An 11,576-nucleotide genomic window follows, 5' to 3' on the forward strand; every position below is an offset into this window, starting at 1 on the left:
TCTCTCATTCAACGAAGGCGTCCCTCTCGCGTATGCCCACCACCCCTATAGTTCCAGGTCTAAGACAAGCAACCGACCGACGGGGCACCCAAAACCGTGACCATCGACCGTCCCATCGCCCGCTACGGGCGCCAGAAGCTGTCCCGCAAGACCCGGCGATGGCTGGTGATCGGCCTGTTCCTGTCAATTGTGGCGGTCGGGGTGGGGGTCGCGCTCATCGCCTTCAACCGGTTCGGCACCGCCGACGTCCAGGGCGAGCTGGGCGGCTACCGGCTGATCGACGACGAGTCGGTGGAGGTCACCATCACCGTCACCCGATCGGACCCGTCCAGGCCGGCGGTGTGCATCGTGCGCGCCCGCTCCATCGACGGCGACGAGACCGGCCGCCGCGAAATCCTGGTACCGCCGTCGACGGCCGACTCGGTGGTCATCGACGCGGTGGTGAAGTCGACAAAACCGCCGGTAGTCGGCGATATATACGGGTGCGGCATGGACGTGCCGGGTTACCTGAGGACCCCCTAGGCGCGTCCGGACAGCGAACGGCGTCGGGCCAAATCGTGAAAATCCGTTGACCCGGCGGTGGTAGGCTCGGGTCATACACGGTTCCGAACTGGAGCCGTGTATTGCTGCATTTGCGCGCCCTCGGCGCCTGCAATCGCGGCGATACACGACCTTCCCACGCGACACAGCGCGAGAACGAACAACGACAGGAGCGCGAGGACATGACCGACACCCAGGTCACCTGGCTGACCGAAGAGGCCTTCGACCGACTGAAGGCCGAGCTCGATCAGCTGATCGCCAACCGTCCGGTGATCGCGGCCGAGATCAACGACCGTCGCGAAGAGGGCGACCTGCGCGAGAACGGCGGCTACCACGCCGCCCGCGAAGAGCAGGGGCAGCAGGAAGCGCGCATCCGTCAGTTGCAGGAACTGCTCAACAACGCCAAGGTCGGCGAGGCCCCCAAGCAGTCCGGCGTCGCACTGCCCGGCTCGGTGGTCAAGGTCTACTACGACGATGACGAGAACGACACCGAGACGTTCCTGATCGCCACCCGCCAGGAGGGCGTCAGCGACGGCAAGCTCGAGGTGTACTCGCCGAACTCGCCGCTGGGCGGCGCCCTGATCGACGCCAAGGTCGGCGAGTCGCGCACCTACACCGTGCCCAGCGGCAACACCGTCAAGGTGACGCTGGTCAGCGCGGAGCCCTATCACGCCTGACGTCGTCACCTAGTTGGCCTTGATCGCCGAGGATCTGCTGCTACTGCTCCTCGACAACGCCGCCGCCCGCCCCGGGCTCGAACGCTCACGCAGGGAACGGGTGCTCGGTGCCGCCGTGCTGCTCGACCTGGCCTGGGCGTGCCGGGTGCGGCCGGCAACCGACGGTGATCCGGTTCCCGGCGGCCGTCTGCTCGCGCTGGCCGGTGATACGCCGTCGGATCCCGTGACCGGGCCGGCGTGGACGCTGCTGGGGCGGCGGCCGTTGAAACCGGCCGCCGCCATCGCCAAGGTCGGTCGCGGTGTCGAGGACGCGTTACTCGGACAGTTGGAGTGCGCGGGCCAGATTCAGCGGATTCCGCTGCCGGGCCGGGATTTCGCGTTCCCGCTGCGTACCCGGGACCGGGTCGGGCCCGCCCGAGCGGCGCTGTTGTCCGCGCTGTTCGACCGCCGGCCGCCCACCGCGCCGACCGCCGCGGCGATCGCGCTGCTGCACGCGGTCGACGGCCTGGGCGCGGTGCTGAGCCTCAACGATCGCGGCTGGCGCTGGGTGCATGCCCGCGCCGGCGAGATCGCGCTGGGCAGCTGGATCGACGAGTCGCCGACGACGATGGCCGAGATCAACATGGCGGTCACGGTGTCGGCGCTGCGGCCCGCCCTCGGTTCCTGACCCCCGCGAGCAGACATAAAACTGTCGTCATCGGGCCGAAAAGCAACAGTTTTGCGTCTGCTCGGCGAGCGTCAGCGCAGCGCCTGCTCCAGATCGCCCAGCAGGTCGGCGGCCTCCTCGATGCCGACCGACAGCCGCACCAGATCCTCGGGTACCTCCAGCTGAGAGCCGGCCGTCGACGCGTGCGTCATAGCACCGGGATGCTCGATCAGCGACTCCACGCCGCCCAGCGATTCGGCCAGGATGAAGATCTCGGTCCGGGCGCACAGATCGCGGGCGGCGGTCAGCCCACCACGCAACCGCACCGAGATCATGCCGCCGAAGCCCGACATCTGCCTGGCCGCCACCTCGTGGTTGGGATGGCTGGGCAGTCCCGGGTAGAGCACGGAGTCGACCGCGGGATGTTCGGCCAGGAACTCGGCCACCTTGGCGGCGTTCTCGCTGTGCCGCTGCATGCGCAACACCAGCGTCTTGAGCCCCCGCATGGTCAGATACGCGTCGAAGGGACCGGGCACGGCACCGGCACCGTTCTGCAGGAAACCGAATGCGGCGTCGAGTTCCTCGTCGCTGGTCAGCAGCGCCCCGCCCACCACGTCGGAGTGCCCGCCGATGTACTTGGTGGTCGAGTGCAGCACGATATCGGCGCCCAGCGTCAACGGCTGCTGCAGCGCCGGGGAGGCAAAGGTGTTGTCCACCAACAGTTTCGCGCCGGTCTTGCGGGAGATCTCGGCGATGCCGGCGATATCGGCGATGGTCAGCAGCGGGTTGGTGGGCGTCTCGACCCAGATCAGTTTCGTCTGCGGTGTGATCGCGCCCGCCACGGCGTCGAGGTCGGCCAGCGCGACGGGGGTGTACTGAATCCCCCACTGCGTGAACACCTTGTCGATGAGCCGGAAGGTGCCGCCGTAGGCGTCGTCGGGGATGACGACGTGGTCGCCGGGACGCAGCACCGCGCGCAGCGCGCAATCGGTGGCCGCCATCCCCGAGGCGAAGGCCCGACCGAAATCGGCCTGCTCGACCGCGGCCAGCGAGGCCTCCAGCGCGGCCCGGGTCGGGTTGCCGGTGCGGGCGTACTCGAATCCGCCGCGCAGCCCGCCCACACCGTCCTGGGCGAAGGTCGAACTGGCGTAGATCGGCGCGTTGACGGCACCGGTCGCCGGGTCGGGCCGAAAGCCGGCATGGATCGCCCTGGTCGCCAGACCCTGCCACCGGTGTGCGTCGTGTGCGCTGCGCTGTTCACCCATGACGCCAAGGGTAGTGCCGTCGCGAAAACGAAACGGGGTGGGCCAGCCGGCCCACCCCGTTCGCGCTCGTTGTGCGCCTACGGCGTCAGCGGCGCCACCTGACCGCCGGTCAGCCGGCGGAAGGCGTACACCTGGAACAGGATCGCGATCGGCGCGGCCACCACCAGGCCGACGTAGCAGACGAACGATCCAACGGCCAGGATCACCGAGTACAGCAGCCAGGTCAACAGCACCGGGACGAAGTTGTTCTTGGCGATGTCGATGCTGGTCTTGATGGCCTCGATGGCCGACAGGTTGCGGTCCAGCAGGGCCACGGTCGTGAAGAACGCGAAGATCGACACGATGAGCCCCGGGATGTAGCAGGCCAGTGTGCCCAGGGCGGTGGCGAGGCCGACCAGCAGGGTGGCCACGATGACCGGGCCGATCAGGCGCGGCTTGAAGAACGAGCCGATGGTCACCGGCACACCGTTGGCGATATCGAGGATGCCGCCGATGTAGGCCGACGAGATGGCCGCCATCAGCACCAGGAAGAGCAGACCGCCGAGGATGAACACGGCGATGCTCGCCCCGCCGAAACCGGCGCTGTACTCGTAGCTGAATCCGGTGTCATAGGAGTCGTAGGTGGTGACCCCGCTGGGTGCCAGCGCGATCGCCAGGCCGTACACGATGCCGGCGAGCACACCGACGATCAGCGCGTACACCAGCGTCGGCACGATCAGCGCACCGGCGTTCTTGCTGAACTTGTTCCACGCCCAGGAGAACGCGTCACCGACGCTGTAGGGCGCCTCACCGCCCCAGCCCGCCGGCGGGTAGGCCCCGGGCGGCGGCGGCGCGAATCCACCCTGCGGCGGCGGCGGCGGGTATGCACCCTGCGGCGGGGGCGGCGGCGGATAACCGCCCTGCGGCGGCGGCGGTGGCGGGTAACCACCCTGTGGCGGCGGCGGATAGTTACCAGGCGGCGGGTATCCCCCGGCCGGCGGATTGTTCTCGGGCGGCGGCGGGAAGCCGCCGGGCGGGGTGCTGCCCGGCGGAGGAGGCGGTTGTGTCATGTCACCTTCTCGTGAGGATTGAGTACTCGCGTGCAGTGAGCCTAAGCCACGGCGACGACTGCGGGACCTTCAAGATCATGACGGATTTTCGTCGCTTCAACCCGCCGAAGGTGTCATGGCCGACTTGGTGAATCCTTGGTGTCGACGGCGGCCGGTGACCGCGGGGGTCAGAACGCGCTCGGCGCCTGCTCGGCGACGTAGCCGCCGGTCAATTTGCGGTAGGCGTACACCGTCACCAGAGCCACCACGGGATAGGCGACGAGCAACCCGACCAGGCACACCAAGAACCCCAGGATCGTGATGCCGATCGTGGTCAGCCAGGTCAACAGCACCGGACCGAAATTCGCCTTGGCGAGTTCGAAGCTGCCCGTCAGACCGTCGATACCCGACACGTTGCGATCGATGACGATCACGGTCGTGAACATCAGCACGGCCATCGCCAGCAGACCGGGAATGACGCACAGCATGATGCCGATCCCGATGAGGATGCTGGACAGCACCGACGCGATGACCACATTGGCGACATTGCGCGGTTTGAAGAACGAACCGATCTCGACCGGTCGACCGTTGGCGATGTCGAGCATTCCGCCGATATAGGCGGACTGCACGACTGCCATGACGATCGCGGTGACGATGGCGCCGATGATCGTCACCAGGATGGAGCCCATGCCGAGCGAATAGGCGGCAGCGAATCCGTAATCTCCGGAGGTCGACGTGCTCGCGGTGGCGAAACCGCTCGAGATCGACTGGATGACGAACTGCAGGACGCCGTAGATCAGACCGAGCACCAGGGTCGGGACGATGATCGCCACCGCGTTCTGGCTGAACTTGTTCCACGCCCAGGACACCGCCTGGCCGATGCTGTAGGCCGGCGCGCCGAATCCCGGGCCACCCGCCGGGTAGCCGGGTGCGGGCGCGAATCCGCCGGGCCCGGGCGGCGGCGGGTAACCACCGGGCGGCGGCGGCGGAAAGCCACCCTGGGGAGGCGGCGGCGGGTAACCGCCCTGCGGCGGCGGCGGAAAGCCACCCTGGGGAGGTGGCGGGTACCCGCCGGGAGGCGGCGGTGGGAAGCCGCCCTGCGGATTGTTCTCCGGTGGCGGCGGAAAGCCGCTGGGCGGATAGCCACCCGGCGGCGGAGGCGGTTGTGTCATGACACCTTCCCGTCAGTTCTGAGGTCTCGAACGCGCACCGAGCCTATGTCACAGCGGCACGCAGATGGTCTTGATCAGCTTGTCGGCGAGTGTCTGCCGTTTGGCATCCCACAGCGGGAACAGGAAACCGATGTAACAGATCACCGCATCGGCCGCGTGCGCCACCTGCCGCACGATCGACATGACGAATCCGATTGGCCGCCCGGTGTTCTCGCCGACGACCTTGAAGTTCAGCAGCCCTTTACCGAAGCTCGAACCCGTCGTCCCCTGCTTGTATCCGTAATTCCAGACGACGAAGACGACCGCCAGGACCCATGCGACCGCAAACGCCACCTGGCCCAGGGTCGAAGCCGCAGTCGTACACAGTTCGCCGCGGTCGTAGCCCGAATCACCAGCGGCACAAATTGTCTCACGGGTGCCGAGCAGCAATCCGTAACCGATGCCCTGCAGAGCCGCCACGGGAAGCAGGTCGATGACGAAGGCCAGCACGCGGTTGAGCCACGGCGTGTAGGCATCCGCGGGCCGTCCGGCCTCGGGCGACAACTCGGTCATGCAACCCCTCTGGTGAATACCGCAGGACCGCCACGGTGCACGTGGCCGACCGGCGGCGACGAGCGTCAGATCGGTAGCGCCACTGTCTTGATCACCTTGTCGACCAGTGTCTGCGCCTTCGGGTCCCACAGCGGGAACAGCACGGCGACCAGCCAGGGCAGGAAGCAGACCGCGTTGGCCACCGCGTAGATGAGCTGGCGCACGACGGACATGCCGAATCCGATCGGCCGACCGGTGGCTTCACCGACGATCCTGAACTTCATGATGGCCTTGCCGATGCTCGAGCCGGTGGTGCCCTGCCGGTAGCCGTAGTTCCACACGTAGAAGGCCAACCCGAGCAGCCCGAACACCGCCACCGACACCTGCCCCAGCGTGGACGCGCCCGTGGCGCAGAATTCACCGAGGTCGTATTCGGAAGTGTCGGTGAGACAGACGGTTTCCCGGGTGCCCAGCAGCAGACCGTAACCGATGCCCTGCAGGATCAACACCGGGATGGCGTCGATGACGAATGCCAGCACCCGGGTGAACCACGATGTGTAGGCCTGCTTGGGCAGTGCGGCGTCGGGGAGCGGGAATCCACCCGGTGGAGGCGGATAGCCCCCGGTCGGTGGGGGCGGCGGCGGATAATTTCCAGCAGGTGGTGGCGGTGGCTCGGTCATGAACGCCTTCCAGGTCAGGAAATTAGCTGGCTCTGCCGCGAGTACCCTACCCGAGAACCCGGCCACGAGGGCGTCACCGGCGCAATTGTCATCGCACCGGAATCCGGGCGCCGATCCCCTTGTTTGCCAACGCAATGGGCGCCGTCAGCGCCGGGCGGCACCCTTGGACAGCGACCCCAGCAGGTCGTGTCGGGTCAGCACGCCGATCGGCTTACCGTCCTCGACGACCATCACCGCATCGCAGTCCCGCAGAGTTTTTGCCGCCGTGCCGAGCAGCTCACCGGATCCGATGAGCGGCAACGGGGCACTCATGTGTTCGGCCACTGCGTCGGCCAACTTTGCCCGGCCCTCGAAAACCGCTGACAGCAACTCTCTTTCGGAGACGCTGCCGGCGACCTCACCGGCCATCACGGGCGGTTCGGCGCCCACGACCGGCATCTGGGACACCCCGTACTCCCGCAGGATGCTGATGGCGTCGCGCACCGTCTCCGACGGGTGGGTGTGCACCAGATCCGGTAGCGCACCCGACTTGTGCCGCAGCACCTCCCCGACCGTCAACTCCTCGATGGACCCGTCGAGCCGGCTGCGCAGGAAGCCGTAGGACGACATCCAGTTGTCGTTGAAGATCTTCGACAGATAACCGCGCCCGCCATCGGGCAGCAGCACGACCACGAGTGCATCGGGACCGGCCTGTTCGGCGACCTTCAGTGCGGCGACCACCGCCATGCCGCAGGACCCGCCCACCAGCAGCGCCTCTTCACGCGCCAACCGCCGCGTCATGTCGAACGAATCGGCATCAGAGACGGCGATGATCTCGTCGGGCACGGCCGGGTCGTACGCGCTGGGCCAAAAGTCCTCGCCGACGCCCTCCACCAGATAGGGGCGGCCGGTGCCGCCGGAGTACACCGAGCCCTCCGGGTCGGCGCCGATGATCTTCACCCGGCCCCCGGACACCTCCTTGAGGTAGCGGCCGGTGCCGGTGATGGTGCCGCCGGTGCCCACGCCCGCCACGAAATGGGTGATCTTGCCGTCGGTGTCGGCCCAGATCTCCGGGCCGGTGGTCTCGTAGTGGCTGGCCGGGCCCATCGGATTGGAGTACTGGTCGGGCTTCCACGCCCCCTCGATCTCGGTGACCAGCCGGTTGGAGACGCTGTAGTAGCTGTCCGGGTGATCCGGTGGGACCGCGGTCGGGCACACCACGACCTCCGCGCCGTAGGCGCGCAACACGTTGCGCTTGTCCTCGCTGACCTTGTCGGGGCAGACGAACACGCAGCGGTAGCCACGCTGCTGGGCCACCAGGGCCAGCCCGACGCCGGTGTTGCCGGAAGTCGGTTCGACGATGGTGCCGCCGGGCTTGAGTTCACCGGAGGCCTCGGCGGCGTCGATCATCTTGATCGCGATGCGATCCTTGGAACTGCCGCCGGGGTTGAGGTATTCGATCTTGGCCGCCACCACACCCGAGCCCGGTGGAACCACCGAGTTCAGCCGAACCAGCGGGGTGTTACCGATGAGCTCACTGATATGGCTGGCGATGCGCATGACACCTATCGTGTCAGGCTCCCTGCGAACTCACCACGTGGCCTCGCGAATGTAGTCACCGATCTGCCGCAGCGATCGTGTCGCCTCTCCGACGAAAGGTGAACACAGCTGGAATACGTGGATCTGACCGGGCCAGATGCGCACCTCCACCGGCACACCGGCCTCGGCGAGCATGCGGGCCGCCTTGCGCGCATCGTTGAGCAGGACCTCCGAGCCCGATACGTGGATCAGCGTTCGGGGCAGGCCCGGCTCGATGTGCTCCAGCGGCTCGTAGACCTGCTGGCCGTGCCGCTCGGCGGCCTCCTCGATGAGCGTGCCCAGCACCTCGATGGCCCGTGGCGGGAACATCGCGTCGGTGCGGGAGTTCGGGTGCTGCGCGCGGCTGTCGCTCTCGATCTCGAACAGCGGCGACATGGTGACGACGGCGGCGGGGGCCGCGCTGCCCTCGGCCTGCAGGCGCTGGGCCAGCGCCAGCGCCAGGTAGCCGCCGGCCGAGTCGCCGGCCAGCACGATGTGCTCGGGGTCGTAGCCGGTCAACCGCAGCCACTTGTAGGCGTCGTAGCAGTCGTCCAGGGCGCTGTCGATCGAATGCTTCGGGATCATCCGGTAGTTCACGACGAAGACCGGGCTGTCGGCGAACTTCGACAGTTCGGTGACCATCCGGCCGTGAGTGTTGGCCCCACAGGTCAGAAAGGCGCCGCCGTGCAGGTACAGGATGACCGACCGCTTACCGTCGGCCGGCAGCACGCCGGCGGCGCGGATCAGCTGCGCGGTGCAGTTGGGCAGCGCGATCGTGGCGCGCACGGTGCCGGGGGCGGGTTTGAGGACACGGGCGGCGAAGTCGAGCAGGCCGAACGGCCAGGGCATCCGCGGGGCGTGACTGGCGATAGCCAGCGTGGGCTTGATCGTCATCATGGCAACCAGCCCGGCCATCCGGCCGGCCAGGCCGGCACCGTCCTCGACGATCTCGACCGGCCGCCAGTCACCGACCGGGAAGCGTCGGGACTGACGCGCCCTAGCTGGGCTTATCGCTGCATGTGGGGCCCCTGAGACCCTACTTGGTGCCGTCATCGCCACCACTTCCTACGCCGTTGTAGTACCCGTTTGGCCGAAACTAGTTAGCCAGGCGGTTGAATTTAGCTTGCCTGCCGTCAATTTGTTCAACAATCCCTGAATCCGTTTTGGTACCGGCTTCGATACCCCAATGTGACCGCGCCCACTCGCGCGTCTGCTGACTTTGCGGAATGCGGACCTAAAATCGTGGCGTGGGTAGGCGACGTTCGACCTTCGCCCTGGCAATCGCGGCCGCGCTCGCATCGACGGGCTCGGCGTACGTCGGGGCCCGCAATCTGCTGAGCGGACAGGCCGACCAGGCCCGTCAAACGATCCCGAAATCCTGGGACGTTCCGCCCCGGGCCGACGGGGTGTACGCCCCGGGCGGCGGTCCGGTGCAGCGCTGGACCCGCAACACATCCTTCGACCTGCACCTGATGATCTTCGGCGACTCGACGGCCACCGGATACGGCAGCAGCTGCGCCGATGAGGTGCCCGGCGTGCTGCTGGCGCGCGGCGTGGCCGAGGAGTCCGGCAAGCGCATCCGGTTGAGCACCAAGGCGATCGTCGGGGCCACGTCCAAGGGGCTGTCCGGGCAGATCGACGCGATGTTCGTCGCGGGCCCGCCGCCGGACGCCGCGGTCATCATGATCGGCGCCAACGACATCACCAAGCCCAACGGGCTGGGACCGTCGGCGCGCCGGGTGGGCCGCGCGGTGCAGCGGTTGCGTGACGCGGGTGCGGTCGTCGTGGTGGGCACCTGCCCCGATTTCGGCGTCATCAAGGCCATCCCGCAGCCGCTGCGCTGGGTGGCCCGCAGCCGGGGGTTGCGGCTGGCCCGCGCCCAGGCCTCGGCCGTGCGGTCCGCCGGCGGGGTGCCGGTCCCGTTCTCGGACCTGCTGGCTCCGCACTTCTACCAGGCGCCCGAGGTGCTGTTCTCCCCCGACATGTTCCATCCGTCGGCGGCCGGTTATGAGCTCGCGGCCAAGCAGTTGTTACCCGCGTTGTGTAATGCGTTGGGCGAGTTCGTCTCCGGCGCACCGGTCGAGGCGGCGCTGGAATCGCGGATCGACGAGAGCGGCTCGCTGCTGTCCTGGATCGGCAATGTCAGCCGGCTCTGGCGGCGCTCCACCGGGGTCCCCGCGCCCATCGTGGTGCCCGCGGGCTAGCGTAGAGCCAACCAAGCACTTGTTCACGGAGGTCAACATGCCCGAAGCCGTCATTGTCGCCACCGCACGCTCGCCGATCGGCCGGGCAGGCAAGGGATCGCTGGTCACCATGCGTCCGGATGATCTGGCCGCCCAGATGGTGCGCGCCGCCCTGGACAAGGTTCCCTCGCTGGACCCGCGCGATATCGACGACCTGATGATGGGTTGCGCGCAGCCCGCCGGTGAGGCCGGCTACAACATCGCCCGTGCCGTCGCCGTCGAGCTGGGCTACGACTTCCTGCCCGGCACCACGGTCAACCGGTACTGCTCGTCCTCGCTGCAGACCACCCGGATGGCGTTCCACGCGATCAAGGCCGGCGAGGGTGACGTGTTCATCTCCGCCGGTGTCGAGACGGTGTCGCGCTTCGGGGTGGGTGCCGCCGACGGTGCGCCCAACTCGAAGAACGAGCTGTTCGCCGAGGCGCAGGAGCGCACCGCCAAGCAGGCCGAGGGCGCCACCGAATGGCACGACCCGCGAGAGGACGGCCTGATCCCGGACGTCTACATCGCGATGGGCCAGACCGCCGAGAACGTCGCCAACTTCACCGGCATCAGCCGTGAGGACCAGGACCACTGGGGCGTGCGCTCGCAGAACCGCGCCGAGGAGGCCATCAAGAGCGGCTTCTTCGAGCGGGAGATCGCCCCGGTGACGCTGCCCGACGGCACCGTCGTATCGACCGATGACGGCCCGCGTGCCGGCACCACCTACGAGAAGATCAGCCAGCTCAAGCCGGTGTTCCGCCCGAACGGCACCATCACCGCCGGCAACGCCTGCCCGCTCAACGACGGTGCCGCGGCCGTGGTCATCATGAGCGACACCAAGGCCAAGGAACTGGGCCTGACCCCGCTGGCGCGCATCGTGTCCACCGGGGTGTCGGGCCTGTCGCCGGAGATCATGGGCCTGGGCCCGATCGAGGCCATCAAGAAGGCGCTGGCCAATGCCGGCAAGACCATCTCCGATATCGACCTGGTCGAGATCAACGAGGCCTTCGCCGTGCAGGTGCTCGGCTCGGCCCGCGAACTCGGTATCGACGAGGACAAGCTCAACGTCTCCGGCGGTGCGATCGCCCTGGGTCACCCGTTCGGCATGACGGGTGCCCGCATCACCGCCACCCTGCTGAACAACCTGGCCACCCATGACAAGACCTTCGGCATCGAGTCGATGTGCGTCGGCGGCGGGCAGGGCATGGCGATGGTCGTGGAGCGGTTGTCCTGATTCTCGCGTTGACGCTGCGGT

Annotated in this window: 12 protein-coding genes; 5 read left to right on the top strand and 7 right to left on the bottom strand. The window is 67.8% G+C overall.

Annotated elements, in window-relative coordinates; genetic code table 11:
- Positions 1-96 precede the first annotated feature (96 nt).
- The 3 genes from ACWDUN_RS07650 (at position 97) to ACWDUN_RS07660 (ending at position 1,884) form a co-directional block, all read left to right on the top strand.
- The gene (locus tag ACWDUN_RS07650) at positions 97-522 is read left to right on the top strand and encodes a DUF4307 domain-containing protein (protein WP_449926817.1); all 426 of its coding nucleotides are present in this window, start codon (positions 97-99) and stop codon (positions 520-522) included.
- A gap of 200 nt (positions 523-722) precedes the next feature.
- Positions 723-1,217 carry a transcription elongation factor GreA gene (gene greA / locus ACWDUN_RS07655; protein ID WP_449926820.1) on the top strand — a complete coding sequence of 165 codons (495 nt, stop codon included), beginning with the start codon at positions 723-725 and terminating at the stop codon, positions 1,215-1,217.
- Between the two features lie 13 nt (positions 1,218-1,230).
- Positions 1,231-1,884, top strand: coding sequence for a GPP34 family phosphoprotein (locus tag ACWDUN_RS07660; protein ID WP_449926823.1), 654 nt, complete (start codon positions 1,231-1,233; stop codon positions 1,882-1,884).
- 71 nt (positions 1,885-1,955) lie between these two features.
- Here the strand turns inward: ACWDUN_RS07660 and ACWDUN_RS07665 are convergent, their stop codons facing one another.
- From ACWDUN_RS07665 to ACWDUN_RS07695, 7 genes are all read right to left on the bottom strand, one after another.
- Positions 1,956-3,128, bottom strand: a complete 1,173-nt coding sequence (locus tag ACWDUN_RS07665) for a cystathionine gamma-synthase (RefSeq protein ID WP_449926826.1) — start codon at positions 3,126-3,128, stop codon at positions 1,956-1,958.
- Positions 3,129-3,205: 77 nt separating this feature from the next.
- Positions 3,206-4,177, bottom strand: a complete 972-nt coding sequence (locus tag ACWDUN_RS07670) for a hypothetical protein (RefSeq protein WP_449926829.1) — start codon at positions 4,175-4,177, stop codon at positions 3,206-3,208.
- Between the two features lie 167 nt (positions 4,178-4,344).
- Positions 4,345-5,328 carry a hypothetical protein gene (locus ACWDUN_RS07675; RefSeq protein ID WP_449926832.1) on the bottom strand — a complete coding sequence of 328 codons (984 nt, stop codon included), beginning with the start codon at positions 5,326-5,328 and terminating at the stop codon, positions 4,345-4,347.
- A 48-nt stretch (positions 5,329-5,376) separates the two neighbouring features.
- Positions 5,377-5,880, bottom strand: a complete 504-nt coding sequence (locus tag ACWDUN_RS07680; protein WP_449926835.1) for an RDD family protein — start codon at positions 5,878-5,880, stop codon at positions 5,377-5,379.
- A 65-nt stretch (positions 5,881-5,945) separates the two neighbouring features.
- Positions 5,946-6,539 carry an RDD family protein gene (locus ACWDUN_RS07685; protein ID WP_449926838.1) on the bottom strand — a complete coding sequence of 198 codons (594 nt, stop codon included), beginning with the start codon at positions 6,537-6,539 and terminating at the stop codon, positions 5,946-5,948.
- A gap of 144 nt (positions 6,540-6,683) precedes the next feature.
- Complete coding sequence (locus ACWDUN_RS07690) at positions 6,684-8,078, bottom strand: cystathionine beta-synthase (RefSeq protein ID WP_449926842.1); 1,395 nt, start codon at positions 8,076-8,078, stop codon at positions 6,684-6,686.
- Positions 8,079-8,108: 30 nt separating this feature from the next.
- Entirely contained in the window at positions 8,109-9,149 is a 1,041-nt protein-coding gene (locus ACWDUN_RS07695; RefSeq protein ID WP_449926845.1) for an alpha/beta hydrolase, read from the bottom strand.
- Positions 9,150-9,343: 194 nt separating this feature from the next.
- Here ACWDUN_RS07695 and ACWDUN_RS07700 point away from each other — a divergent pair, with 194 nt between their 5' ends.
- Positions 9,344-10,300, top strand: coding sequence for an SGNH/GDSL hydrolase family protein (locus ACWDUN_RS07700; RefSeq protein ID WP_449926848.1), 957 nt, complete (start codon positions 9,344-9,346; stop codon positions 10,298-10,300).
- 37 nt (positions 10,301-10,337) lie between these two features.
- Positions 10,338-11,555 carry an acetyl-CoA C-acetyltransferase gene (locus ACWDUN_RS07705; protein ID WP_449926851.1) on the top strand — a complete coding sequence of 406 codons (1,218 nt, stop codon included), beginning with the start codon at positions 10,338-10,340 and terminating at the stop codon, positions 11,553-11,555.
- Positions 11,556-11,576 lie beyond the last annotated feature (21 nt).

This window comes from Mycobacterium sp. NPDC003323, from assembly GCF_053589535.1.

Coding starts and splice junctions, on each gene's coding strand:
- ACWDUN_RS07665 (WP_449926826.1), bottom strand. CDS start 3,128: ATGGGTGAACAGCGCAGCGCACACGACGCACACCGGTGGCAGGGTCTG.
- ACWDUN_RS07670 (WP_449926829.1), bottom strand. CDS start 4,177: ATGACACAACCGCCTCCTCCGCCGGGCAGCACCCCGCCCGGCGGCTTC.
- ACWDUN_RS07685 (WP_449926838.1), bottom strand. CDS start 6,539: ATGACCGAGCCACCGCCACCACCTGCTGGAAATTATCCGCCGCCGCCC.
- ACWDUN_RS07705 (WP_449926851.1), top strand. CDS start 10,338: ATGCCCGAAGCCGTCATTGTCGCCACCGCACGCTCGCCGATCGGCCGG.
- ACWDUN_RS07690 (WP_449926842.1), bottom strand. CDS start 8,078: ATGCGCATCGCCAGCCATATCAGTGAGCTCATCGGTAACACCCCGCTG.
- greA (WP_449926820.1), top strand. CDS start 723: ATGACCGACACCCAGGTCACCTGGCTGACCGAAGAGGCCTTCGACCGA.
- ACWDUN_RS07695 (WP_449926845.1), bottom strand. CDS start 9,149: ATGACGGCACCAAGTAGGGTCTCAGGGGCCCCACATGCAGCGATAAGC.
- ACWDUN_RS07675 (WP_449926832.1), bottom strand. CDS start 5,328: ATGACACAACCGCCTCCGCCGCCGGGTGGCTATCCGCCCAGCGGCTTT.
- ACWDUN_RS07680 (WP_449926835.1), bottom strand. CDS start 5,880: ATGACCGAGTTGTCGCCCGAGGCCGGACGGCCCGCGGATGCCTACACG.